The 23,338-nt window shown below is 65.4% G+C and carries 23 protein-coding genes, 1 tRNA gene and 1 pseudogene; 8 read left to right on the top strand and 17 right to left on the bottom strand.

Annotated features, from left to right (window positions below; genetic code table 11):
* The first annotated feature begins 52 nt into the window (after window positions 1–52).
* From QZV93_RS00125 to QZV93_RS00105, 5 genes are all read left to right on the top strand, one after another.
* Window positions 53–127 (top strand) — tRNA-Asn (locus QZV93_RS00125).
* Between the two features lie 342 nt (window positions 128–469).
* Window positions 470–865: a hypothetical protein gene (locus QZV93_RS00120; protein ID WP_295554941.1), complete on the top strand. Its 396-nt coding sequence runs from the start codon at window positions 470–472 to the stop codon at window positions 863–865.
* A 27-nt stretch (window positions 866–892) separates the two neighbouring features.
* Window positions 893–1,942 (top strand): SPOR domain-containing protein, encoded by a 1,050-nt coding sequence (locus QZV93_RS00115; RefSeq protein WP_295554939.1) that lies wholly within the window; start codon window positions 893–895, stop codon window positions 1,940–1,942.
* Window positions 1,943–2,022: 80 nt separating this feature from the next.
* Entirely contained in the window at window positions 2,023–2,949 is a 927-nt protein-coding gene (locus QZV93_RS00110) for an ABC transporter ATP-binding protein (RefSeq protein ID WP_295554938.1), read from the top strand.
* On the top strand, window positions 2,946–3,707 hold the full coding sequence (locus QZV93_RS00105; RefSeq protein ID WP_295554936.1) for an ABC transporter permease: 762 nt from the start codon (window positions 2,946–2,948) through the stop codon (window positions 3,705–3,707). The genes QZV93_RS00110 and QZV93_RS00105 overlap by 4 nt, the downstream gene beginning before the upstream one ends.
* Window positions 3,708–3,721: 14 nt before the next feature.
* Here QZV93_RS00105 and QZV93_RS00100 read toward each other — a convergent pair whose 3' ends face one another.
* The 14 genes from QZV93_RS00100 to QZV93_RS00035 form a co-directional block, all read right to left on the bottom strand.
* The gene (locus QZV93_RS00100; protein ID WP_295554934.1) at window positions 3,722–4,375 is read right to left on the bottom strand and encodes a hypothetical protein; all 654 of its coding nucleotides are present in this window, start codon (window positions 4,373–4,375) and stop codon (window positions 3,722–3,724) included.
* Between the two features lie 59 nt (window positions 4,376–4,434).
* The gene (locus QZV93_RS00095; protein WP_295554932.1) at window positions 4,435–5,757 is read right to left on the bottom strand and encodes a L,D-transpeptidase family protein; all 1,323 of its coding nucleotides are present in this window, start codon (window positions 5,755–5,757) and stop codon (window positions 4,435–4,437) included.
* A 210-nt stretch (window positions 5,758–5,967) separates the two neighbouring features.
* Entirely contained in the window at window positions 5,968–6,975 is a 1,008-nt protein-coding gene (thiL, locus tag QZV93_RS00090; RefSeq protein WP_295554930.1) for a thiamine-phosphate kinase, read from the bottom strand.
* Between the two features lie 2 nt (window positions 6,976–6,977).
* The gene (gene nusB / locus QZV93_RS00085) at window positions 6,978–7,508 is read right to left on the bottom strand and encodes a transcription antitermination factor NusB (protein WP_295554928.1); all 531 of its coding nucleotides are present in this window, start codon (window positions 7,506–7,508) and stop codon (window positions 6,978–6,980) included.
* Complete coding sequence (gene ribH, locus QZV93_RS00080; RefSeq protein ID WP_295554926.1) at window positions 7,505–8,017, bottom strand: 6,7-dimethyl-8-ribityllumazine synthase; 513 nt, start codon at window positions 8,015–8,017, stop codon at window positions 7,505–7,507. Before ribH ends, nusB begins: the two co-directional genes overlap by 4 nt.
* A gap of 11 nt (window positions 8,018–8,028) precedes the next feature.
* Window positions 8,029–9,174 carry a 3,4-dihydroxy-2-butanone-4-phosphate synthase gene (gene ribB, locus QZV93_RS00075; RefSeq protein ID WP_295554924.1) on the bottom strand — a complete coding sequence of 382 codons (1,146 nt, stop codon included), beginning with the start codon at window positions 9,172–9,174 and terminating at the stop codon, window positions 8,029–8,031.
* Window positions 9,171–9,764, bottom strand: coding sequence for a riboflavin synthase (locus QZV93_RS00070; RefSeq protein WP_295554923.1), 594 nt, complete (start codon window positions 9,762–9,764; stop codon window positions 9,171–9,173). The genes ribB and QZV93_RS00070 overlap by 4 nt, the downstream gene beginning before the upstream one ends.
* A gap of 49 nt (window positions 9,765–9,813) precedes the next feature.
* Window positions 9,814–10,950 (bottom strand): bifunctional diaminohydroxyphosphoribosylaminopyrimidine deaminase/5-amino-6-(5-phosphoribosylamino)uracil reductase RibD, encoded by a 1,137-nt coding sequence (gene ribD / locus QZV93_RS00065; protein ID WP_295554921.1) that lies wholly within the window; start codon window positions 10,948–10,950, stop codon window positions 9,814–9,816.
* Between the two features lie 69 nt (window positions 10,951–11,019).
* Complete coding sequence (nrdR, locus tag QZV93_RS00060; protein WP_295554920.1) at window positions 11,020–11,511, bottom strand: transcriptional regulator NrdR; 492 nt, start codon at window positions 11,509–11,511, stop codon at window positions 11,020–11,022.
* A 112-nt stretch (window positions 11,512–11,623) separates the two neighbouring features.
* Window positions 11,624–12,919, bottom strand: coding sequence for a serine hydroxymethyltransferase (gene glyA, locus QZV93_RS00055; protein ID WP_295554918.1), 1,296 nt, complete (start codon window positions 12,917–12,919; stop codon window positions 11,624–11,626).
* A gap of 229 nt (window positions 12,920–13,148) precedes the next feature.
* Window positions 13,149–14,384 carry a 5-aminolevulinate synthase gene (hemA, locus tag QZV93_RS00050; protein ID WP_295554917.1) on the bottom strand — a complete coding sequence of 412 codons (1,236 nt, stop codon included), beginning with the start codon at window positions 14,382–14,384 and terminating at the stop codon, window positions 13,149–13,151.
* A gap of 260 nt (window positions 14,385–14,644) precedes the next feature.
* Entirely contained in the window at window positions 14,645–15,934 is a 1,290-nt protein-coding gene (locus QZV93_RS00045) for a L,D-transpeptidase family protein (protein ID WP_295554916.1), read from the bottom strand.
* A gap of 280 nt (window positions 15,935–16,214) precedes the next feature.
* On the bottom strand, window positions 16,215–16,727 hold the full coding sequence (locus QZV93_RS00040) for a winged helix DNA-binding protein (protein ID WP_295554914.1): 513 nt from the start codon (window positions 16,725–16,727) through the stop codon (window positions 16,215–16,217).
* A 128-nt stretch (window positions 16,728–16,855) separates the two neighbouring features.
* On the bottom strand, window positions 16,856–17,944 hold the full coding sequence (locus tag QZV93_RS00035) for an enoyl-CoA hydratase/isomerase family protein (RefSeq protein WP_295554912.1): 1,089 nt from the start codon (window positions 17,942–17,944) through the stop codon (window positions 16,856–16,858).
* A gap of 225 nt (window positions 17,945–18,169) precedes the next feature.
* On the opposite strand from QZV93_RS00035, the gene QZV93_RS00030 reads away from it, so the two are divergent.
* Together QZV93_RS00030 and hemB are read left to right on the top strand one after the other, a co-directional pair.
* On the top strand, window positions 18,170–19,507 hold the full coding sequence (locus QZV93_RS00030) for an extensin family protein (protein ID WP_295554910.1): 1,338 nt from the start codon (window positions 18,170–18,172) through the stop codon (window positions 19,505–19,507).
* A gap of 76 nt (window positions 19,508–19,583) precedes the next feature.
* Window positions 19,584–20,627, top strand: coding sequence for a porphobilinogen synthase (gene hemB / locus QZV93_RS00025; RefSeq protein WP_295554909.1), 1,044 nt, complete (start codon window positions 19,584–19,586; stop codon window positions 20,625–20,627).
* A 3-nt stretch (window positions 20,628–20,630) separates the two neighbouring features.
* On the opposite strand, the gene QZV93_RS00020 is transcribed toward hemB, so the two are convergent.
* The 3 genes from QZV93_RS00020 to QZV93_RS00010 all read right to left on the bottom strand — a co-directional run bounded on the left by QZV93_RS00020 (window position 20,631) and on the right by QZV93_RS00010 (window position 22,227).
* The gene (locus QZV93_RS00020) at window positions 20,631–20,894 is read right to left on the bottom strand and encodes a hypothetical protein (RefSeq protein WP_295554908.1); all 264 of its coding nucleotides are present in this window, start codon (window positions 20,892–20,894) and stop codon (window positions 20,631–20,633) included.
* 284 nt (window positions 20,895–21,178) lie between these two features.
* Window positions 21,179–21,727 carry a DUF2155 domain-containing protein gene (locus QZV93_RS00015; protein WP_295554907.1) on the bottom strand — a complete coding sequence of 183 codons (549 nt, stop codon included), beginning with the start codon at window positions 21,725–21,727 and terminating at the stop codon, window positions 21,179–21,181.
* A 92-nt stretch (window positions 21,728–21,819) separates the two neighbouring features.
* Window positions 21,820–22,227, bottom strand: coding sequence for an NADH:ubiquinone oxidoreductase subunit NDUFA12 (locus QZV93_RS00010; protein WP_295554904.1), 408 nt, complete (start codon window positions 22,225–22,227; stop codon window positions 21,820–21,822).
* Window positions 22,228–22,833: 606 nt separating this feature from the next.
* On the opposite strand from QZV93_RS00010, the pseudogene QZV93_RS00005 reads away from it, so the two are divergent.
* Window positions 22,834–23,338: pseudogene (locus QZV93_RS00005) on the top strand (vitamin B12-dependent ribonucleotide reductase); the annotation flags it as partial.

Here is a 23,338-nt window from a genome sequence, read left to right as displayed (position 1 = left end):
ACCCTCTGGCTCTGGCGGCAAGCATCTGCTATGAGCCCGGCTCTCCGGCCATTCCGCGGTAGCTCAGTGGTAGAGCAATCGGCTGTTAACCGATCGGTCGTAGGTTCGAATCCTACCCGCGGAGCCACTCATTTCAACGACATGGCCCGAAATGGCCCGACGGCGTTACACGCCACCCAGGCCCCGCGCCGACGCGCCCCCAGGCCGTGGACAATCCCGTAAATCCTCGATCATGGCGCAGTGACGCGCGTTCACGGGAATTTCGCCCGCTGCGAAGGCGCCGCCACGAAATCTTATCCCCAGCGCTTACACCACGCCGCAGGGCTCCCCGTTCGCGGGCCGTCTATGATCACCACACATCGGCCATCTCCCTCCCCTAGGCGATGCGACTGATCCCACGCTGAATTCAGCCATTCCCGAAGAGCGGCGTTCTACCAGCGCCAAACTCCCGAAGAACCGTCGCGCCAACATGCATCCAGGGTTCATCGCAAAAATCGGTCGAAGCCATCCCTGGAGGGTGCTGGCCGCCCTCGTACTGACCGGCGCCTGGCATCTGGCATCCGGAGCACAAAGCCTCGCGCAGCCGGAGCCGTCAGCCGATCCCGAGTGCCTCTCCGTCACCCAGTCCTCGGCCTCGACGTATACGATCTCCAATACGGCGTGCGCGGAGCAAAGCGTTCTCGCCTCTATCGAGCTTGCCGGCGGCGGCAACAGTGCGCGATGTTTCATAAAAAAGATCCGCACCCAGATCTCGATCGCGAGCGAAGGCGCCGCGCCGGTGATCAACTATCAGTGCATCGAGGGCGCGACAGGCTGCTCCTTCGAGGTTGTCCGTGACATGTTCCCCGAATGCCTTGCGGGCTGACGGCGCGGGAATGAGGGCATCGACGCGATGACGACATTTGACCGCGACGCAACGATCGAGCGCCGGCAGATCCAGGAGATCTCGCACAACGTCGCCCGTCGCCTGCGCCACGTTCTCGACCGCAACAGCTACATTCCGGCTGCGATGGCGGCCGAGGTCGAATCCACGGTGCGGGTCATTTCCGGCATTCAACGCGATATCGAACAGATCATGGGCGCGCTCCCGAGCGACGAGGCTCTGGATTTCGCAATCCTGACGCACATCATGGGCGGCCAGCGCCACGCCCTCGACCTGCTCGAAATCCTCGAGGAGAAGCTCGATGGCGGCCAAGGCGCCTATCGACGCGACTCGGCCCGCGTCCACCAGGCGCTCCTCGCCGTCTCGCGCGAGATCGAGCAGGACGCGCTCCGCTACACCTCCGAACACCCCCTGGCACCCACCGGCCCGTCCGGTTTCGCACGCTCCGCAGGCAACCGCCCCACCGCCGGCGGCCCGGCGCCCGCAGCCACGCCCCGTCGGCCAGCTCCGCAACAAGCAAAGCGTGCCAAGCAACAGCCCCCGCAGCCGGGCATCGCGTCCGTTGCGAACCTTCGCGCCCTCACCAAGAAACCGCTGCCCGTGGCGCTGGCTGCTCTCGCTATCGGCGCCGGGCTGGTGATCGCCGTGCAACGCATGACGCCGCCCGGCGCCAACGCACCGGAGATCAGCGTCGTAGGCTCGGAAGCACCCGACCATGCGCCCGACGCGCAGTCCCACACACAATCCGCGCCGTCGAGCTTCGCCGAGCCCACACCCGTTGCCACGCAGAACATGGAGCAGCCCTACCTGGTCGTGCTCACCACGCGGCGCAGCACCGAGGAGCTGCAGCAGGACTATCGCACCTTCAAGGGCAGCTACCCGGAGCTGCTCGGCAACGCCAAGGCCCGTGTCGATCGGGTGCAGGGCCAGGACAAACAGACTTGGTACCGGCTGTCGCTCATCCCCCCCCAATCGCGGGATGATGCCAAAGCCCTGTGCAGCAAGCTGAGGGGCGCCGGCTTGGCCGGTTGCTGGATCAAGTCCGTGCCGCTGCATTAGGTCGACGAGCCTTGCGGCCTACCGCCGATGAGCCTATGTGAGGGCCTCAATCCAACGCGCACGCGCATCCGGACGCACGCATGAATCCCATCATCTCCGTCAAGGACGTAGCCAAGACCTACGCCTCGGGTCATGTGGCACTGAAGACCGTCAACCTCGACATCCGGGAACGCGAGATCTTCGCCCTGCTCGGCCCCAACGGCGCCGGCAAAACGACGCTGATCAGCATCATCTGCGGCATCGTCAATCCCACCAGCGGCACCATAACCGTCGATGGCCACGACGTCGCCCGCGATTACCGCGCCTGCCGTTCCATGATCGGCCTGGTGCCGCAGGAGCTCTCGACGGAGATGTTCGAGACCGTGTGGGCGACGGTGTCGTTCAGCCGCGGCCTGTTCGGCAAGAAGAAGAACCCGGCCTTCATCGAAAAGGTCCTTCGCGACCTTTCGCTCTGGGACAAGAAGGACAGCCGCATCATGACGCTCTCGGGCGGTATGAAGCGGCGCGTCCTGATCGCCAAGGCGCTCGCCCACGAGCCCCGCATCCTGTTTCTGGACGAGCCGACGGCCGGCGTCGACGTCGAGCTCAGGAAGGACATGTGGGACATCGTGCGCGAGCTGCGCGCAGGCGGCGTCACCGTCATCCTGACCACGCACTACATCGAGGAGGCGGAGGAGATGGCCGACCGCGTCGGCGTCATCACCAAAGGCGAGCTGATCCTCGTGCAGGAAAAAACCGAGTTGATGCACAAGCTCGGCAAGAAGCAGTTGACCCTCGAGCTGCAGCAGCCGCTGGCCGCCATTCCACCCGCCCTTGTGGCCCACAAGCTGGAGCTTGCCCCCGGTGGCGGCGCGCTCGTCTTCACCTACGACACGCACGCCGACCGCACCGGGATCACCGCGCTCTTGAACGACATGCGCGAAGCCGGCATCGGCTTCAAGGACCTTGCCACAAGCCAAAGTTCGCTCGAGGACATCTTCGTCGATCTCGTGAGGCATTCCAAATGAACGTTGAGGCCGTACGCGCGATCTATACTTTCGAGATGGCCCGCTGGGGCCGCACGTTGATGCAGAGCATCCTCTCACCCGTACTTTCAACGTCGCTCTATTTCATCGTCTTCGGCGCTGCCATCGGCTCGCGTATCACCCAGATCGACGGCATCTCCTACGGCGCCTTCATCGTACCCGGCCTGATCATGCTGATGCTCTTGACCGAGAGCACCTCGAACGCCTCGTTCGGCATCTACTTCCCGCGCTTCGCCGGCACCATCTACGAATTGCTGTCGGCGCCGATCTCGCCGCTGGAGATCGTGCTCGGCTACGTCGGCGCGGCGGCGACCAAGTCCGTCATCCTGGGTCTCATCATTCTGGCGACCGCCAGCCTGTTCGTGCCGATCCGCATCGCGCATCCGGTGTGGATGCTCGGCTTCCTGGTGCTGACCGCGGTGACCTTTTCGCTGTTCGGGTTCATCATCGGCGTCTGGGCCGACGGCTTCGAAAAGTTGCAGGTGATCCCGATGCTGGTGCTGACGCCGCTGACCTTCCTTGGCGGCACCTTCTACTCGATCAAGATGCTGCCGCCCTTCTGGCAGACCGTCACTCTGTTCAACCCGATCGTCTACCTGATCAACGGCTTCCGCTGGAGCTTCTACGAGGTCTCCGACGTCAACATCGCCGTCGCTCTCGGCATGACGCTGGGCTTCCTCGCCGTGTGCCTTCTCGCCGTCTGGTGGATTTTCAAGACCGGCTACCGCATCAAGGCCTGAGCCGGAACGAGACGTCACCGCCGCTCCGAAAGTCCCGTCGCGATATCGCTGGTCTTGGCCGTGCCGAGCAGGATGCCCACGTATTGCTGCGCACCTTCGACCATCACGCCGGGATGCGCGAGATTGGCCGCCGCGCCCGCAATCAGTGCATCGATGCCGAGGCCAGCCCGGCCGATGGCAAGCAACGCGCGATCGCGCACGTCGATGGCCTCCTTCACCGCCTCGGCGTGCGCGCGGCTTTTGACTCCCTCGAACTCCGGAGTCACCAGAGCGAGGCCGTAGCGTTGCCCCGCGAGCGCCTGCGCGAGATCGAAACCCGGCTCATGCGGCACATCCGCGAAGCGCGCCGCGGTCGCCTGGCGCGGGCCCGGCTTGTGGTGGACCTCGACGAACGCCCCGTAGAGATCGACCAGTCCCGGCCGCCCCACCTGCGCGATATCGCTGGCAACGCGCTCGCATCCTCCGCGCCACAGCCCCGCTTCCGGATCGTCCTCGCACGTCATGCGGATCGAGTACGCGATCGGCAGATCCATCCGCCCTTGGACGTCCGACAGCCAGAACGCGAACAGAACCCAGCCGCCCGCGACGAGAGTCACGAGCACGGGCAGCCACCGCCGCCTGAGCGTGTGCGCCGTCTGGGTCGCGGACTGGATCAATTGCTGCAGCATGACGCGGCGGAGAATTCCACCTGCGCGCGTCCAGGACAAGTCCTCGCTGCGTGACAAGGCTAAGGCGCGAGGCCTTGCGCCGGCGGCGGCGGCGCATCGGGATCGATCACTTCGCCCATCGCCGCCGAGCCGTCGCGGCTGTAGATGTCGGGCCGGAACGAAATGCGTCCGTCAGGCTCCGCCCACGCCGTAATATAGGCGAAATATACCGGCACCGGCCGCGAAAGCTGCACATCGAGCGCTTGCCCCATGTCCAGCACCGCCTGCACCTGGCCCGGGTTCTCCCAACCCGGCTCGTACTTGGCAAGCCATTCCACCAGCTGGAACACGTCCTGAACACGCACGCACCCGGCGCTGAACGCGCGCGCGCGCTGCTCGAACAGCGGTTTCATCGGCGTGTCGTGCATGTAGACGCCGTGCTCGTTCTGCATATCGATGCGCACGAGACCGAGAGCATTCTGCGGCCCGGGATCCTGCTTGAGCTTGACCACCTTGGCGTTCGCCTGCGACCAGTCGATGGAGATCGGATCGATCTCCGGCCCGTTGAAGTCGCCGGAAAGCACGCGAATGTGCTCTTTCGCCAGATAGTCGGGTTCCTTCACCAAGCGCGGGAACACATCGAGCTGCGCCACGCTGTCGGGCACCCGCCAGAACGGGAAGAAGTTGAGGTTCTTGATCATCGCCTTGAGCGACGGCGTCTCGCGCCCGTTGCGCCCCACGATCACGCGGTGGCGCAGCACGGTCTGGTAGCGCTCAACCGCCTCGAGCTGGAAGGCCGGGACGTTGACCAGCACATAGCGCTCCTCGGGAGCCTGCTGCACGAGTTCGAGAATCCGCCCGTGGTTGAGCTTGAGCTGCGAGAGCCGCTCCTCCGCGGTGATGTTGAGAGCCGCCAGCGTCGGCTGGTCGACGCGCCCGTTGGTCCTGAGGCCGTTGTTTTCCTGGAAGCGCACCACCGCCTGCTCGACCACGGAGTCGAACGAATAATCGTTGTAGCTCGAAGAGCGAGCCAGCTCGCCCGAGACCATGAGACGCCGCCTCAGCGCGCCCACCCGCTCGTCGTCGTCGCCGGGACGCAGCATGCGGTTGCCGGGAATGATCGGCCATCCGCCCTTGTTGACGATGCTCTCGTAGCGGGCGATGGCATCCTCCATGGCGCGCAGCATCTCGTCGCTGCGCCAGGGGATGTCGTTGGGACGAAGATCGTTGAGGTCGTCCTTGCGTGGAGGCGTCCGCTCGAGCGACGCACGTTTGCCGGAATAGTCCGGTGAGCCGAAGCTGTTGATGCCCTCCCACCAGTTGCCGTCTTGGGCGGCAGCCGACGATCCGGACCACGCCGCAACTGCCGCGAGGAACGCGAACGCGAGGGCGGGAGAAAACATCTTGAGCGGTATCACCGGAAATCGAATCCCATCGGTTCGCTGGCCCTGATCTACCGAGGGCCAATAATGCCGAGCGCAAACAAGGCGCGAGTCGAGCGCCCCATAGACGAAAACCATATGGCCAAACAAAGACCCGCCCGCAATGCGACTTAAGCAAACCTTTGCAATCACATGGGTTTGAGGCCGGCGCCGCCGGCCAGCGAGCCTGGCTCAGTCCGGGAAATGGTCCCATCCCGAGCGGCCGATCTCGAGCGGTTGCCCGCCGGCCCCGAAGACCTTGACGCCGGAGCCCTCCGCCAGCCGCCCGATTTCAGTGACCGCAACACCGCTCCCGGCCGCCGCCGCCCGGAAATCCGACGCCCGGTCGGGCGCCACCGCAGTCAGCACCTCGTAGTCGTCCCCCCCGGTGAGCACCGTTTCGATCAGACGGAAGTCCCGGGCCAATGCCGTACGCGCAGGCAGGGAGAGCGGAACGCGCAGCGCGTCGAGCGACGCACCCAGCCCGCTCGCCCGCGCCAGCCGGCCGCAGTCCTTGATGAGCCCGTCCGACACGTCCATCGCCGCCGAAGCGTAGGACACGAGGTGGGGCGCAAGCGGGACACGCGGCTTCGGTCGAAGGTAGCGGGCCACCAGCGCCTCGGCTTTGCCCTCGTCGAGGCCCATCGCGGCACGCCGCGCCGGATCCCCGCGCAACACGAGACCGAGCGCGCCGTCGCCCAGCGTACCTGAAAGGAAAAGCAAATCCCCTGCCCGCGCCGTCGAACGGCGCACCGTCCGCCCGCTGGCGACGCTGCCGATCGCCGTCACCGTGACCGAAAGAAGGCCGGGACGGCGATCCGTGTCACCGCCGGCGAGCACGATGCCGAAGGCCGACTGCGCGGCAGAGAGCCCTTGCGCGAAGCCGTCCAGCCACGCGCGCCTCGGTTCCTCCGGGAAGGAAAGCGAGAGCAGATAGACGAGCGGTTGCGCGCCCTTTGCAACCAGATCCGACACGTTGACGGCCAGCGCCTTCCAGCCGATGTCGGCCGCGACATCGTCGGAAAAGAAATGTATGCCCTCGGCGACGGCATCGGTCGTCAAAACGAGGTCCTGGCCCGGAGGCGGCGCGAGCACCGCGCAGTCGTCCTTGAGCCCCAGCGCGCCGGGAAATGCCGAGGCGAGCGGCGCGAAGGTGCTCTGGATCAGCTCGTCCTCGCCCCCGCCCTTCTCTTTCGCCACGGCTACTTTCCTTCGCTTGGCGTCTCGAACTCCTTCGCCCGCACCTTGTGCGCAATGCGATCGAGCACGCCATTGACGACCTTGGGCTCGTCGGCCTCGAAGAAGGCCTTGGCGATGTTGATGTGCTCGTTGATGGTGACGCGGGCCGGCACGTCACTGCGCTCCAGAAGCTCGAACACGCCAGCGCGCAGGATCGCACGCAGGATCGAGTCGACGCGCACCAGTCGCCAGCCCGTGCGCAGTTGCTGATCTACCAGCGGATCGATCTCGCGCTGGCGCCGCACCACGCCCTTGACGACGTCGGCAAAGAACGTCGGATCGCCCCCGTCGAGACTGGTCAGCGCTTCCGCTTCCCCGCCGGCCTCCGTGTCCCGCCCTTCCGACTCGGGCTTTCGAGCCAGGAACTGCGCGATCACCTCTCCCGCATCCGTGCCGGCAAGATCCATCTGATAGAGCGCCTGCACGGCCGCCATGCGCGACACCGTGCGCGGCTTCGGCGCATCCGCACCTTTTTTCTTGCGGGGCAGGTTCATGGCGCGCGCCGTCCGAAATCGCCGGCAAGCTTCATGAGCCTGAGGCACGCCCGCGCCGCGTCGCCACCCTTGCCGTCCACGCCCCCCTGCGCGCGTGCGAATGCCTGCGCCTCCGTATCGACGGTGAGAACGCCGTTGCCGACGGGAATGTTATGGCGGATTGCCGTTTCCATGAGCCAGTGATTGGTGTTGTTGCAGACGATGTCGTAATGCGAGGTCTCGCCCCGGATCACGCAGCCGAGAACGACTGCACCGGAATAGACGCCTTTGCCGCTGTCCGTAAAGAGCCCTGCCGCCACAGCCTGGGCGAACGCTTGCGGAATTTCGAGCGCCCCCGGCACCGCCACGCGATCGTAGGCGACCTCCGCAGCATCGAGCACGGCCGCGACGCCCGCGACGAGCTCGTCGGTGATGGCACGATAGTACGGAGCCTCGATGATGAGCACACGCGCGGGCGCGCCGGAAAAGAGCTCCATATCGGAACGCTCGCGTTTGTCGGTTTTGACCATTTTGGACGGCCCTATCCGATCGCGCGCGTATCGACGATACGCAGCCCGTAGGCTTCGAGGCCCACGTAGACGTCGTCCGGCGCGTTGGTCAAAAGCACCATGTCGCCGACACCGAGCGCCCTCAGGATCTGCGAGCCGACGCCGATCTCCACTTGCCGCCGCCCGCGCGCGGATTTCTCGCTCGAAGCCGCCTTGGTGCGCCGTCCGATCCATTCCGACACGCTCTTGGGTCCGAGATCGCGGATCAGCACGATGACCCCGCGCCCTTCGCGTTCGAGCGCGCGCATGGCGTTGGCAACCGCGCCCTCGGTACCGCCGATGCCGATGAGATCGCCGGGAACGTTGACTGCATGCACGCGCACCAGCACCGGCCCCGGCGCCGAGAGATCGCCTTTGACCAGCGCCAAGTGCTCGACGGGCTCCACCGTCGTCGTGAACACGTGAAGATCGAAGGCACCGCCGAATGCACTCTCCACCCGCGTCTGCGCCACCTGCTTGACCAGCCGGTCGTGCTTCAGCCGGTAGGCGATGAGATCCTCGATTGTGCCGATCTTGAGCCCATGACGCTGTGCGAACGGAATGAGGTCCGGCATCCGCGACATGGTGCCGTCCTCGTTCATGATCTCGCAGATCACCGCCGCGGGATAGAGCCCGGACAGACGCGCCAGGTCGACCGAAGCCTCCGTATGCCCGGCGCGGATCAGCACGCCGCCTTCGCGCGCCACCAGCGGAAACACATGCCCCGGTGAAACGATGTCGGCCGCGCCCTTTGTCGGATCGATGGCCGTCGCGATGGTCCGCGCGCGATCGTGCGCGGAGATGCCGGTGGAAACGCCCTCACGCGCCTCGATGGACTGCGTGAAGGCCGTGCGCTCGCGCGCCGCCGTCGTGCGCACCATGAACTCGAGGCCGAGCTCCTGTGCTCGGCCCTGCAGAAGCGTAAGGCAGATGAGCCCGCGGCCGTGCTTGGCCATGAAGTTGATCGCATCCGGCGTCGCCATCTGCGCCGGAATGACGAGATCTCCCTCGTTCTCGCGGTGCTCCGCATCGACCAGAACCACCATGCGCCCGTTGCGCATGTCGTCCACGATCTCCTCGGTCGACGAAAGGAACCCGGCGCTCTCCGAGTGCACGATTTTTGAAAGGCCGCTGCTCAAGCCCGAAACTCCATGATGCGCGCCACATAGCGCGCGAAAAGGTCGATTTCCACGTTGACCTCGTCGCCGGGCTTTTTGCGCCCCCAAGTCGTCTCGGTCAAGGTCACGGGAATGAGATTGACGCCGAAGCGCGCCCCCAGGACCTCATTAACGGTGAGCGACGTGCCCTCGAGCGCAATGGAGCCTTTCGGCGCCGCATAGGGCGCGAGGTGCGGGGGCAATTCGAGCAGCACACGCACGCTCTCCCCGTCGGGCCGCATGTCGAGGATACGTGCCACGCCATCGACGTGCCCGGACACGATATGCCCGCCGAGCTCGTCGCCCGCCCGGAGCGCGCGTTCGAGATTGACGGGCCGCCCCACGTGCCACGACCCGAGCGTCGTCATCGAGAGCGTTTCGTTGGAGACGTCGACCGTGAAGGCGGATCCGCTGCCATCCGGGCGCACGGTCACCGCCGACAGGCAGCAGCCGTCGCACGCGATGGACGCACCGTGCGCGATGGTCTCGGCCGGATAGCGCGAGCGGATCGCGAAGCGTCCACCCTCGCGGCCGATCAATTCCCCCACGTCGGTGACGATACCCGTAAACACGCGTTCACACTCCATTGGATCATGGCCGTTTCGGCCCCTGCAGCACCCGCTAGGCGCTGCGGCCGATATCCGCGCGCGGCAGATCGATCACCCGAAAGGTCGAGACCGCATCCGCGCCGACGCGCCGGTGCGACGTTGGGCTGAGATCTAGCCCCGGAGCATAGCGGGCGGCAAGCGCTGCGGGCGCAAGATGGCCCTTTCCGTCGCCTCCGGCCTGGAACAGCACCACCTCGTCGACCAGGCGCTCCTCCGCGAACGCGCGCCAGACGGCCTCGCCCCCCTCGACGAGAAGCCGCGTCACGCCCTCGGCTGCGAGCCGCCCCAGCACCTCCGTCAGCGCCAGGCCGCCGCCCGCCGCGCCGACCGCGATCACCCGCACGCTCGCGTCCTCGAGCGCAGCGACGCGCCGATGGTCCACCTCTCCACTGGTGAAGATCCAGACCGGAACCTCCCGCGCCGTACGCACGAGCTTGAGATCCGACGGCAGATCGAGCGTCCGCGACAGCACAACCCGGATCGGTGAGCGCGCCGCGAGCCCAGGCAAGCGGCAGGTGAGATCCGGATCGTCGTCCCGGGCCGTTCCGCTGCCGATGAGAATGGCATCGCTCTCCGCACGCAGCAGATGTCCGGTTCCGCGCGCCTCGACACCCGTCACCATGAGCGCCTTCCCGCCTTGACCGCGGGGCAGCTCGCCGTCGTGGTCGAGCGCCATCTTGAGCTGCACGAACGGGCGCTCCGCGGTGACGCGCAGGATGTGCCCCATGGTCACCCAGCGCGCCTCGTCCCCGAGCAGCCCCGTCGCGACGGCAATCCCGGCTTCCCGCAGGCGCGCGATCCCTTGTCCCTGCGTGCGCGGATCCGGATCCTCGACACCGACCACGACCCGCTTCACGCCGGCCGCAACCACGGCATCGGCGCAAGGCGGCGTCTTTCCGTGATGCGCGCACGGCTCGAGCGTCACATAGAGCGTTGCGCCGCGCGCCCGCGCACCGGCCCGCCGCAAGGCCTCGGTCTCGGCATGCGGCCTCCCGCCCGGCTGCGTCTGCCCGCGCGCGATCACCTCGCCCGTCGCCTCGTCGGCAATGACGGCGCCAACGGCAGGATTGGGCGCGGTCGTCCCCAGCCCGCGCCGCGCCAGCGCGAGCGCAATTCCCATCATGTGCTCGTCGAACGCGGTAAAGCTCATGGTCGTCTCTAGGGCCAGTCTACTGTTGACGAAGTCCGGCGCCTGCTGCCCGTTACCCGCTGCCCCTCTTCAATGCTTTTTCGCCGCGTGATGCGCGTCGCCGATGACGTCATCGCGCGCGATCTCTCCCAGAACCTCCTGGAAGTCTGCCGCCTCGCGGAAATCGCGGTAGACGGAGGCAAAGCGCACGTAGGCCACCGGATCGAGGGCGCGCAACCCCTCCATGACGTAGGCGCCGATCGTCGAGGACGGGATCTCGGTTTCGCCCGCGCTCTCGAGCTGGCGCACGATGCCCGACACCATGCGGTCCACGCGCTCGCTCTCGATAGGCCGCTTGCGCAGCGCCACCTCGACCGACTTCAAAAGCTTGTCGCGATCGAACGGCACCTTGCGTCCGCTCCGCTTGACGACGACCAGCTCACGCAGCTGCACGCGCTCGAACGTCGTAAAGCGGCCGCCGCAGTCCGGGCACACCCGGCGCCGGCGGATGGCCGCATTCTCCTCCGTGGGGCGGCTGTCCTTGACCTGCGTTTCCTCACAGGAGCAGTAGGGGCAGCGCATCTCTCGGTCTCCGAAAATAAAAGGCGCCGGAGCGGCCTGCTCCGGCGCCTTCTTCTAAAGCAGTTTGATGTCCGGCGAAACGGCCGCGAGCGGCCTCTCCCCGAAGCTCGGATTAGTAGATCGGGAAGCGCTTGCAGAGCGCCGTGGCCTCCGCCTTGATCTTTTCCTCGACCTTGCCGTTGCCGGCTTCGCCGTTCTTGGCGAGCCCGTCCAGCACCTCGGCGATCATGCGGCCGATGTCGCGGAACTCCGCTTCGCCGAACCCGCGCGTCGTTCCCGCAGGCGCGCCGAGACGGATGCCCGACGTCACCATGGGCTTCTCGGGATCGAACGGAACGCCGTTCTTGTTGCAGGTGATGTGCGCCCGTCCGAGCGACTTCTCGGAGATGTTGCCGGTGAGCTTCTTCGGACGCAGGTCGAGCAGGATGAGATGCGTATCCGTGCCGCCCGAGACCAGCGCGAAGCCGGCATTCACCAGCACTTCGCCCATCGCCTTGGCGTTGACGATCACCTGCTTGGCGTACCCCTTGAACTCCGGAGTAAGGATCTCGCCGAACGCCACCGCCTTGCCGGCGATCACGTGCATGAGCGGACCGCCCTGGATGCCGGGGAAGATGGCCGAGTTGATCTTCTTGGCGATGTCCTCGTCATTGGTGAGGATCATGCCGCCGCGCGGACCGCGCAGGGTCTTGTGCGTCGTCGTGGTGACGACGTGCGCGTGCGGGAAGGGCGAGGGATGCTCGCCGGCCGCCACGAGGCCCGCGAAGTGCGCCATATCCACCATCAGGTGGGCGCCGACCTCGTCCGCGATCGAGCGGAAGGCCGCAAAATCGAACTGGCGCGGATAGGCCGAACCGCCAGCGATGATGATGCGCGGCTGCTTTTCCTTGGCGATCTCGCGCACCTTGTTCATGTCGACGCGGTGCGTGTCTGGCTCAACCTGATAGTGCTCGGCCTTGAACCACTTGCCGGACTGGTTGACCGTCGCACCGTGGGTGAGATGGCCGCCGTGAGCTAGATTGAGGCCGAGGATCGTATCGCCCGGCTTGGCCAGCGCGTTGAAGACGCCCTGGTTGGCCTGCGAGCCCGAATTGGGCTGCACGTTGGCGAAGCCGCAGCCGAAGATCTTCTTGGCGCGCTCGATGGCCAGATCCTCGACGATGTCGACGTACTGGCAGCCGCCATAGTAGCGCTTGCCGGGATAGCCCTCGGCGTACTTGTTGGTGAGCACGCTGCCGGCGGCATCGAGCACCGCCCTGGAAACGATGTTCTCCGAAGCGATGAGCTCGATCTCGTACTGCTGGCGGCCGAGTTCCTTGTCGATCGCGGACGCGATCTCGGGATCGGTCTCAGAGAGCGGGGATTTGAAAAAGCGCGTGGTCGGGCTCTTTCCCTTCAATTTAAACATGGCGTTTCCTCGTGGTCGGCTGAATGCGTGGGGGAACGGCGCGAATTGAAACCTTCTATCGATGAACGGGCCCGCGTGCTGTCCCCCCGATGGGACGGCGACACAGAGGCTTTGCGGCAGACGGGTCTCGCGCGCATGGCCATATCATGCGACGAAGGTACAAAACAGGGAAGTCGCGTCGCACCCATTTATTTGGCTGTGCGCCGCAACATCGGGACCAGGGGGATGGTTACTCGGCGGCGAGCTTGCCGGTACGGCCCACGGCAGCCGGGCAAGCGGCCCACAGCGCGCTGAGAGCCGCCGTCAGCTCGTCCATCTGCGCGTCCGTATGATGCGGACCGGGGGTCAGCCGGATCCGCTCGGTGCCCCGGGGCACCGTCGGGTAGTTGATGGGCTGGACGTAGATCCCGTGCGCGTCGAGCAGCCGATCGGTGACTTCCTTGCAGTGCACCGGATCGCCGATCAGCACCGGCACGATGTGGCTCTGGTTCTGGAACACCGGAAGCCCAGCGCCCATGAGGCGGGCCTTGAGGGCCCGCGCGCGCTCCTGGTGACGGGCGCGCTCGAGCGAGCTGACCTTGAGATGGCGGATTGAGGCCAGCGCACCGGCTGCGATGGCCGGCGCCAGCGAGGTGGTGAAGATGAAGCCCGGAGCGAACGAGCGGATGGCGTCGCAAAGGTCCCGCGTTCCGGCGATATAGCCGCCCATGACGCCGAAGCCCTTGGCCAGCGTGCCATTGACGATGTCGATGCGATCCATGACGCCGTCGCGCTCGGCGATGCCGCCGCCGCGCGGACCGTACATGCCGACGGCATGCACCTCGTCGAGATAGGTCAGCGCCCGGTACTTTTCCGCGAGGTCACAGATGGCGGCGATGGGCGCGATATGCCCATCCATCGAGTACACGCTCTCGAAGGCGATGATCTTCGGCGCGTCGATCGGCGCCTGTTTCAGCTTGGCTTCGAGGTCGGCAAGATCGTTATGGCGGAAGATGCGCTTCTCGCCACCGCCGTGGCGGATGCCCTCGATCATCGAAGCGTGGTTCTTCTCGTCCGAGAAGATGATGCAGCCCGGGAGCAGCTTGACGAGCGTCGACAGCGTCGCCTCGTTGGCGACGAAAGCCGAGGTGAACAGCAGCGCCTGCTCCTTGCCGTGCAGGTCCGCGAGTTCGGCTTCGAGCTCGACGTGATAGTGCGTGGTTCCGGAAATATTGCGCGTGCCGCCCGAACCGGCGCCGACGGCATCGATCGCCTCGTGCATGGCAGCGATCACCTTGGGGTGCTGGCCCATGCCGAGATAGTCGTTGGAGCACCAGACGACGATCGGCTTGGTGCCGGCCGGCGTCACGTGGTCGGCAGCAGGAAAGGCGCCGCAGTTGCGCTTCACGTCGGCGAACACGCGGTAGCGGCCCTCTCGGCGGATCGCATCGAGAGATGCTTTGAAACGCTCTGCGTAATCGACCATCGACGTGTTTCCTCGAAACCTTTTTATGCCGGCACCGCCTTTTAATGGCAGGCCGACTTTGGCGCCACCATTACCCGTCAAGTGTTACAGTGCAACAGTCCTTATGTCGCGGCGATCCCCTCGGTTGCAACGAGCTGTTTGCAGCTGAACACAAGATGAAGGCGACTTTTGTCGGTGTCTTGGCAATATTGCGGCGCAATACACTCCGTGCATTGACGAAGATCAAACACGGCCGCCGAAAAATGAAACCTTGGCGCTCGTCAATATGAGGTCGCGATTTCAGCCACGCCGTCGCGATTATAGAGATCGCGACGAAACTGGATCGTGCCGTCCTCGGTCGCCCAGGCGGTGATATAGACGAAGTGCAGAGGCACCGGAGTGGCCAGCCGCACGTCTTTCCGCTCGCCGGTCTCCTTCATTTTCGCAACTTTCTCGGGATCCCAGCCGTCGTTCTGCCCGAGCAGCCAGTAAGCCAGCCGCTCGATATTGTGCACGCGGATGCAGCCTGAGCTGGCAGCGCGGAAGTTGCGTCCGAAGAGACCCTCCGACGGGCTGTCGTGCATGTAGACGGACTCGCCCGACGCGAAGTTGATTTTGACGAAGCCGAGCGGATTGTCCTTCCCCGGCGGCTGCCGGTACGAATAGGACTTCGGCGCGGCCGAGCTCCAGTCGATGCTTCCGGGATCCACCTTCTTGCCGTTGCTGTAGGCTTCGATCCCGGTCTTGATCAGGACGTTCTCGCCCTTGGCCTGCATCTCCCGCCCCTGCGGGATGAGGTCCTTCTGGATCACGGTCGGCGGCAGGCGCCAGATCGGATTGAAGTTCATCTCCGTGATCGCGGAGCGGAGCAGCGGCGTCGGCCTGTCCACCTTGCCGACCACGCCCGTATGGCGCGTGATGACTTTGTTGAGCGCCACCGCCTCCACCTGCGCCGCCGGGATGTTGACGACCACGTATTTGCGTTGCGGCTTCACCACGGCCACCATCTCGACGAGCCGCTTGAGGTTGGTCTTGAGTTGCTTCAGCCGGTCCTCGGCGGTGACGTTGAGCGCCGCCACCGTCGGCGCATCGAGCCGCCCGTTGGGCGTCAGTCCGTTGGTTTCCTGATAGGCCTTCAAAGCCTCGACGAGCGTACCGTCGAGCGCCTCGCTGCCGGCCGCGTCCGCGCTGAGCTCTCCCGACACGATCAGCCGGTCACGGAGCTCGACGACGGCGAAATGATCCTCCCCGGGCTTCACCGTCGCCTCGGGAACCGACTTCCATCCGCCCGCCTCGACGATCTGCTCGTAGCGAGCGATGGCCGCTTTGGTCGCTTCGATGTTGGCGGCGGCAAGCGTCGGGAATCCGGGGGGCGGATTGCGCTCGAACTCCTTCAGCTTTTCGCGCTCCGTAGCCGGGTCGCTGACGCCCCCGCCTCCGGTCGGACCGAACTGCAGGTTCCAGAAGTCGTCCACCGCCGAGGCCGCACTGCCCGACAGAAGAAGCGCCGCTGTCGCAGCAGCGATGAGATAGCTGTTTTTGCGATGGATGGTGCCGAGCGATGCCACCATGGAGTCCCCCGCCAGATCACGTTGATCTGCTCCGCCCGCGTACGTTCGCAGCAAGCCTAGGAGCTACGCATTCTGAACACGGATTCTGCGGGAAGAATTGCATGTTCCGGCTTTGACAAAAAGCCCCCGCCGGATGCCGGCCGTGAAGGTGATGCCGGCTCGCAACAAGCAATTTACCTTAGGGGCAGAAAGCCGAATTGCCTTTCGGTTCAAGCCCCTCGGAGCAACGGCAAAAAGGGGCGCGGATCCCGCGCCCCTTTTCCGTTCATCCCCGATCGACCTAGAGACGGTAGCGGATCTGGTCCGTCCAGAAGCGCTCGAGGCGTCCGAGCGCCTTGTTGAGCCCGTGCAGCTCGTCGCTCGACACCTGCGCCACGGCCTCGACCGAGCCGAGCTGACGCTGGTAGAGCCGCGTCACGACCTCGGCGGCCTGACGCCCCTTGGCCGAGAGCGACACGCGCACGCTGCGCTTGTCCGTCTCGCTGCGCTCGTAGTCGACGTAGCCCATCTCGACGAGCTTCTTGAGATTGTAGGAGACGTTCGAGCCCATGTAGAAGCCGCGGCTCTTGAGCTCTCCGGCCGTCAGCTCCTGGTCGCCCATATTGTAGAGCAGGAGCGCCTGCACGGCATTGAGGTCCGAGCTGCCGGTGCGATCGAACTCGTCCTTGATGACATCGAGCAGCAGGCGATGCAGCCGCTCGATGAGGTGAAGACTCTGCACGTACTCCGAACGGAGATTAGGATCCTGGTCCACGGGCGCACGATGGCGTCCCGCGCTGATAGCGGTGTTCATAACCCTGCCTCACTCATCAACCTGTTTGACGCGACCGGTTTTCCGGTTCTGATAATTGGAGGCTACGGGAAACCCATAAAAATTAGCTCAATCTCTTGGGTAAATTGCAGGTAAACCTTCGTCCCGCTTCAGGCACGCGCCGCCTGCATCTCCTCGCGCGTCGGCAGCACCAGCTCATCCGTCCCGAGAGGTGCGAAGTAGGCATCGAGCATCGCTTCGCTCACATCTTCGAGGCGCGCCGGCGACCAACGCGGCGAGCCGTCCTTGTCGATCAGCGCCGCGCGAACCCCTTCGTAGAAGTCTCCGTTCGCCTCCAGGAATCGGCACGCCAATCGATAGTCCGCGGCGAGCGTCTGTCTGAGCTCCCGCGTGTGCGCCTCGCGGATGTGCCGGTGCGTGATCTTGAGCGCCAGCGGCGAACGGCGGCGCAGATCGGCAACGACATGCTGCGCCCAGTCCCGAAGCTCGCCCGCGACATCGTCCAGCCGCGCCAGGATCTCTTCCACGGTATCGGCCGAGAAGCAGCGGTCGATCAGCGCGCGGCAGGGTTCGAGCTCCCCCGAGCCGCAGTCTTCGTGGCGCTCGTCGAGGATCGTGTCCACCGGCCAGGTATCGGCCAGCGCCGCCTTGATCTCCTCGAAGCGCCCCGCCCCGATGCAGTGCGTGACCAGACCCAGCGCATACGCCTCCGCCCGTCCCACACTGCGCCCGGTGAGTCCGAGATACATGCCGGCATGATGCGGTAGCCGTGCCAGCACGTGACAGACGCCGACATCGGGAAAGAGGCCGATCGCCGTCTCCGGCATGGCAAACGAATAGGCCTCGCCCGCCACCCGATGCGTTCCGAATTGCGTGATGCCCACGCCGCCGCCCATCACCATGCCGTTGATCAGCGGGACGGTCGGCTTGGAGAAACACTCGCACTGCCAGTTGAGCGCATACTCCTCCGCAAACATCGCCTTGGCAGCCGCGAGATCCGCCCGCGCAAGCCCGATCACCTCCCGCACATCCGACCCGGCCGAGAACGCACGCGGGCTCTCCGATTGCATGACGACCGCGTAGACCTGCGCGTCGCGCGCGAACGACCATAGGCCCTCTGAGAACTTCGAGCGCATGGACCGCGTCAACGCGTTGAGCGCCTGCGGCCGCGCCAGCGTTACGAGCGCCAGCGTTCCCTGGATCTCGACCTTCAGCGTCTCGTCTGCCGTCTCGGCCATGAAATTCTCCGCGGACTGGCAAATCGCGCCGACGTCACCGATGTATTGGGTGGAGACAGAACGCGATTGCCACATGGGGCCACATTTGGCGGCTATACAGTCTTAGACGCCGAGATGAAACTACCTGCCTGATTCGCCCCGCCGGCCATGCGTGCGACTTCGCGGCCCAGGCCTGTCTGGCCTTCTCCGCCAATGGAAGAAGCCTCATCGAGACCAAGGGATGGGATGAGCCTCGAGAACGCACCCTTGAAACACCTATGCGCCGTCTTCGCCCTGCTGCCGCTGCTGGGCACCCCGGCGCACGCCGGCTCGGTAACGGACACCGTCACGGGCGCATTCGAAACCATCGTCATCGACGCCACCAAGGCTGCATCGAAGGCCACCGCCGCCGCCAAGAATGCGCTTTCGGACGAGAAGCAAAAAACCAAGCGCAGAAAGACCGGCGCGGAAAAAGACGACACGCTTCCTGACGCGGCCGGCAAGGACGCCGGCGCCAAGCCGGACGCGGACAAGAAGCCCGCCACGGCGACAGGAACGGCCCCCGACACACATGAGCCGGCCGAGAACGCCGCCGGCGACGCAAAGCCGGACGATCCGAAGTCCGACAAAAAGGACGACGCAGCCGCCAAGAAACCTGCGATCCCGACCGAGTGGCCCGCTGTCGACGTGGAGCTGGCGAAGGCGCGCTGCACACAGCTCCTGAAGGGCGTCGATGCCGTGACGATCCCCGAGCCGCCCTTCCGCAAGGGCGACTGCGGAACCATGGCGCCGGTTCGCCTCATCTCCATCGGCAAGACGCCGGAGATCTCGTTTTCGCCGCCGCCCGTCATCACCTGTGACATGGTCGTCGCGCTGACCAAATGGATGAAGGAAGAGGTTCAGCCCGCCGCGAAAAAGCACCTCGGATCCGAGGTCATCCGTGTCGAATCCATGAGCGACTATTCCTGCCGCATGGCCTATGGCCGCGTCGGCAACAAGCTCTCCGAGCACGGCAAGGCGAATGCGCTCGACATCCGCGGCTTCATCACCCGCAAGGGCGCGCAGGCCATCGTGCTGACGGACTGGGGCATGAACAAGCGCGACGTCGCCAAGGAGATCGCCAAGGCTGCCGCCGCGAAGGCCGCCATCGCCAACGCAGCCGCTGAAAAAGCCGCCGCAGAGAAAGCCGAAGCCGCCGAGCTGGCCGCGAAGTCCGGCACCACCGGCACATCGCTTCCGCGCAAGACGCTGGTCGAAGGCGTGCCGCCCAAGAAGACCGACCTCGCCATCCCCGCCGCCATCACCAAGGAGGAGCCGGCGACCGGCGGAAAGAAGATCGATCGGAAGGCCAAGCAGGGCAAACAGAAGACGCCGGAGACCGTTGCCGCGCTCCCGTCCGCCGACGGGTCCGGGGACGCGGTCGCGCCGCCGCCCAAGACGCCCTCAGGCCGCTTCCTGCATGACATCCACGCGTCCGCCTGCCGCATTTTCGGCACCACCCTTGGGCCCGAAGCCAACGAAGCGCATCGTAACCATTTCCACGTCGATATGGCCGAGCGCAAGTTCAAGAAAATCTGCGATTGACCCTGTCTGCCGCAAAGGGTTGCATCCGGCCCCGAGAGGCGGGATGGTCCGCCGGACTGAATCCCGAGGCAAAAGCGTGACGGTACCGAAACCCTTTCCAACCCGCGCGAGCGCCGCCACCGCTCCGCCTGCCGCCGGCAGCTATCCGGCCGTCCGTATGCGCCGCAACCGCGCGAGCGCCTGGTCGCGCCGCCTCGTCGCCGAGCACGTGCTCACAGCCGATGATCTCGTCTGGCCACTGTTCGTCATCGAGGGCAAGGGCGAGCGCCAGCCCATCGCTTCCATGCCCGGTGTCGAACGCCTCTCCGTCGATCTGATCGTCGCCACCGCGCGCGAAGCCGCCTCCCTCGGCATCCCGGCCATCGCTCTATTTCCCAACACCGATCCCAAGCGGCGCACCGACGACGCACGCGAAGCGCTGAACCCGGACAACCTCGTCTGCCGGGCCACGCGCGCCGTGAAGGAGGCCGGCATCGACATCGGCGTCATTCTCGACGTCGCCCTTGACCCCTACACCAGCCACGGCCATGACGGCCTGCTCGTCGAAGGCGCCATCGTCAACGATGCGACGATCGACATGCTGGTGCGCCAGTCGCTGGTGCAGGTGGCGGCCGGCGCCGACATCCTGGCTCCCTCCGACATGATGGACGGGCGCATCGGTGCCATCCGCCGCGCGCTCGAGGAAAGCGGCCACGTCAATACGCAGATCATGTCTTATGCCGCCAAGTACGCGAGCGCGTTCTACGGGCCGTTCCGCGATGCGGTGGGATCTGGCGGGCTCCTCAAAGGCGACAAGCGCACCTACCAGATGGACAGCGCCAACAGCGACGAAGCGATCCGCGAGGTGGCACTCGATCTCGCCGAGGGTGCCGACATGGTGATGGTGAAACCGGGCCTGCCCTACCTCGACATCGTCCGCCGCGTAGCGGAGACCTTCAAGGTCCCGACCTTCGCCTATCAGGTGTCCGGTGAGTACGCGATGATCATGGCCGCCGCCGAAAGAGGCTGGCTCGACGAGGAAAAGGCCATTCTGGAAAGCTTGCTGGCGTTCAAGCGCGCCGGTGCGTCCGGTATCTTCACCTACTTCGCGCCCCGCGTCGCCAAGCTGCTTTCCAACTGAGACTTAGATCGGCTCCCCGCCGAGCGCACGATTGGCCCGCCACGAGAAGGGATGTCCCACGAGTCGGCGATAAAGGCGCGGCGCCAACGGCAGGGCCGCCCAGCCCGCCAGGTTGACGGCGGCCGCACCGACCTGCGCCGGACCGAACTCGATACCGAATGCGGCGAGCGCCATCAGCGCCAACGAAAGCACCGCCATGGCAGCCAAGAGGCCGATGTAGAGAATCGTGAATGTCGCATCGTATGCGATGGAGCGTGAATCGGTCATTGGAGGCTCCGAATGTCTCGGCTGACACCAGCAAGCGAACGGCTGCACGCATACTAGTAAAGCGTTGCGCGCTCGACGGTTCCGCGAGGAACACGACGTCCAGCTCTGTGCAACGTGCGCAGAAATTTCTTTTGATTGAGTGAACTATGCAGAACCCGCGAGATTCGCGGTAGACGAAAGCGCGCATCTCTTTCTTTGCGGACGCACTTCGCCCTCGGTGTGAGTCTCGAACGACACAGCCGCGTCCTGCCTACGGGCTGCTCGCCCGCTGCCCGTTCTCTCGATCAGCGGCGCACGCGCCGCCGCTGCTCCGGAATCTCGCCCTCGGCAGGCGGCTCGGCCTGCCACTCCGCTTCGGGCGCAACCCCTTCGGCACCTGGCGTCGGCGGCGGCTGCTGTTGGGCCACCGCGTTGCGGGGCTTCTGGCAATCCGTCAGCCACACGTCGAACACCGGATGCTCGACTGCGTTCAATCCCGGGCTCTGCGCAAACATCCAGCCGGTGAAGATCCGCTTCTGGTTGCCGTCGAGCCCCACCTCGTCGACCTCGACGAAGGAAGTGGTCTTGGGCTGCTCGGTTGCCGGGCGCGAGTAGCAGACCCGCGGCGTCACTTTGAGAGCGCCAAACTGCACCGTCTCATTGATCGGCACCTCGAGCGTCTTGATGGTGGCGGTCACCTTGTCGAGGGCCGAGAAGACGGCCACGCGATTGTCGAGCCGCTCGACGGCGCCGGCGGACGAGGCCGCGAGAAACGACAACAGCAGGCACACGGCTCTAAGCACCGCGATGCCGGTCGCGCCATTGATAGAAGTGTCGGGCCGGTGGCCGGTCATCAAAACAGCATTCCCGCATGGACGATCTGAGCCCGTCCGTCCGACCATCTGCGATGCAACGATGGCGCGGCCAAGGCTCAGGAACGTTAAATCTACTCGGGCCGCCAGGGCTTGTAGTCGCCTGTGGCGCGGGGCCGGTGCCCGCTGCCGAGAATCGAGCCCGCCGGACGATACGCCTCGGGCGTCCCGGTCATGTTGGGCCGATGCGGCTTCTGCCAGGGCTTCGCCACGTAGCGCTCCTCGGTCGGCGGCGTGTCGACGGTATAATGCAGCCACCCGTGCCACTCGGGCGGCACCTTCGACGGGTCGGCGAGCTTCGTGTACGTCACCCAGCGGCGCGGCCGGCCGAGCGGACCCTCTGGCCCCACGCCCTTCAACTGCTCGTAGTAGCTGTTGCCGAAGGAATCGCTGCCGACGAACCGGCCCTGGCGCGCGATCGTAAGGCGCGTGCCCCAGGTATTGCCGCCCCACCAGCTGAAGATCTCGCTGAAAATCCCCATTTGTCCGCACCTCCGCACCGCGATGTTTTCGATTACCGCGCGCCGCCGTTGAATGCCAGCGCGCCTTTCGTCCCGACCGTCACCTTCTGATCGCAAGCGGACCCGGAGCTTGCGCCAAAGTTGCTGACACAGCATTTGCGGCAGATTTACAACAGCCCCCTAGCGACGACTCGGCTTACCCTCCAGCCAGTCCCTCGCATGGGGCCGCTTTTGGGACTTATACACACGCCGCTTTTTGCGGCATCCCACACAAAGGCCGCAATTACAGGCCTTTCGAGCTGTCAATCCCCAACTCGCCAACAGCCACTAGATCTAGTGCGGTTGCCTCTGCGACCCACAAAATCTAGCCCACCACAGTTTCGCCCTGACTCGAATCGCACTAGCTTTGTCCTCGTCGCGACCACTGTGGGGGGATTTCGGTCGCGAGCGCTCCGAGTACTCAATCAACACGTCCTGTATCACCTGCGTCAGCCTGTCTTCGAGCGCTGACTGGGAACGCTGCGCCGCGGCGGTCCACGGGTGAAGTGTGTCCAAATAACCACCGCGTCGCCATCCCGTTCCTCGTTGCGCCGCACGTCCGAACTTCGAAATTGCACGAGGAAATACATGAAGATCACGCGGCGCTTCACGACGGCTGGCAAATCTCCTTACGAGAGCATCTCGTTCCGCCGCGCGACTTCCGAGATCAAGAACCCGGACGGCTCCGTCGTCTTCCGTCTCGAAGGCTTCGAGGTGCCCGAGGAGTGGAGTCAGGTCGCAGCCGACATCCTGGCCCAGAAGTATTTCCGCAAAGCCGGCGTGCCGCGCCGCCTGAAGAAAGTCGAGGAGACGCAGGTTCCCTCCTGGCTCTGGCGCTCCGCAGCCGACGAGCGCGCGCTCGCAGCCCTTCCCGAGGGCGAGCGCACTGGCGGCGAGGCCGATGCCCGTCAGGTCTTCGACCGTCTCGCCGGCACCTGGACTTACTGGGGCTGGAAGGGCGGTTACTTCTCCACCGAGGACGATGCCCGCGCTTTCTACGACGAGCACCGCTTCATGCTGGCGCGCCAGATGGGTGCACCCAACTCGCCGCAATGGTTCAACACCGGCCTGCACTGGGCCTACGGCATCGACG

Origin of the sequence: uncultured Hyphomicrobium sp., from assembly GCF_902826555.1 — a bacterium.
GTDB lineage: Bacteria > Pseudomonadota > Alphaproteobacteria > Rhizobiales > Hyphomicrobiaceae > Hyphomicrobium_C.
The sequence above is the reverse complement of the archived record's forward strand: the minus strand, read 5'-3'. Positions and strand labels throughout refer to the sequence as shown.

Excerpts from the sequence above, each read along its gene's own strand:
- QZV93_RS00100 (WP_295554934.1), bottom strand. The coding sequence starts at position 4,375 with ATGCTGCAGCAATTGATCCAGTCCGCGACCCAGACGGCGCACACGCTC.
- nusB (WP_295554928.1), bottom strand. The coding sequence starts at position 7,508 with ATGAACCTGCCCCGCAAGAAAAAAGGTGCGGATGCGCCGAAGCCGCGC.
- ribH (WP_295554926.1), bottom strand. The coding sequence starts at position 8,017 with ATGGTCAAAACCGACAAACGCGAGCGTTCCGATATGGAGCTCTTTTCC.
- QZV93_RS00105 (WP_295554936.1), top strand. The coding sequence starts at position 2,946 with ATGAACGTTGAGGCCGTACGCGCGATCTATACTTTCGAGATGGCCCGC.
- hemA (WP_295554917.1), bottom strand. The coding sequence starts at position 14,384 with ATGGTCGATTACGCAGAGCGTTTCAAAGCATCTCTCGATGCGATCCGC.
- glyA (WP_295554918.1), bottom strand. The coding sequence starts at position 12,919 with ATGTTTAAATTGAAGGGAAAGAGCCCGACCACGCGCTTTTTCAAATCC.
- QZV93_RS00020 (WP_295554908.1), bottom strand. The coding sequence starts at position 20,894 with ATGACCGATTCACGCTCCATCGCATACGATGCGACATTCACGATTCTC.
- QZV93_RS00095 (WP_295554932.1), bottom strand. The coding sequence starts at position 5,757 with ATGTTTTCTCCCGCCCTCGCGTTCGCGTTCCTCGCGGCAGTTGCGGCG.
- QZV93_RS00045 (WP_295554916.1), bottom strand. The coding sequence starts at position 15,934 with ATGGTGGCATCGCTCGGCACCATCCATCGCAAAAACAGCTATCTCATC.
- QZV93_RS00035 (WP_295554912.1), bottom strand. The coding sequence starts at position 17,944 with ATGGCCGAGACGGCAGACGAGACGCTGAAGGTCGAGATCCAGGGAACG.
- QZV93_RS00120 (WP_295554941.1), top strand. The coding sequence starts at position 470 with ATGCATCCAGGGTTCATCGCAAAAATCGGTCGAAGCCATCCCTGGAGG.
- QZV93_RS00110 (WP_295554938.1), top strand. The coding sequence starts at position 2,023 with ATGAATCCCATCATCTCCGTCAAGGACGTAGCCAAGACCTACGCCTCG.
- QZV93_RS00015 (WP_295554907.1), bottom strand. The coding sequence starts at position 21,727 with ATGACCGGCCACCGGCCCGACACTTCTATCAATGGCGCGACCGGCATC.
- QZV93_RS00030 (WP_295554910.1), top strand. The coding sequence starts at position 18,170 with ATGAGCCTCGAGAACGCACCCTTGAAACACCTATGCGCCGTCTTCGCC.
- nrdR (WP_295554920.1), bottom strand. The coding sequence starts at position 11,511 with ATGCGCTGCCCCTACTGCTCCTGTGAGGAAACGCAGGTCAAGGACAGC.
- QZV93_RS00115 (WP_295554939.1), top strand. The coding sequence starts at position 893 with ATGACGACATTTGACCGCGACGCAACGATCGAGCGCCGGCAGATCCAG.
- ribD (WP_295554921.1), bottom strand. The coding sequence starts at position 10,950 with ATGAGCTTTACCGCGTTCGACGAGCACATGATGGGAATTGCGCTCGCG.
- QZV93_RS00040 (WP_295554914.1), bottom strand. The coding sequence starts at position 16,727 with ATGAACACCGCTATCAGCGCGGGACGCCATCGTGCGCCCGTGGACCAG.
- QZV93_RS00010 (WP_295554904.1), bottom strand. The coding sequence starts at position 22,227 with ATGGGGATTTTCAGCGAGATCTTCAGCTGGTGGGGCGGCAATACCTGG.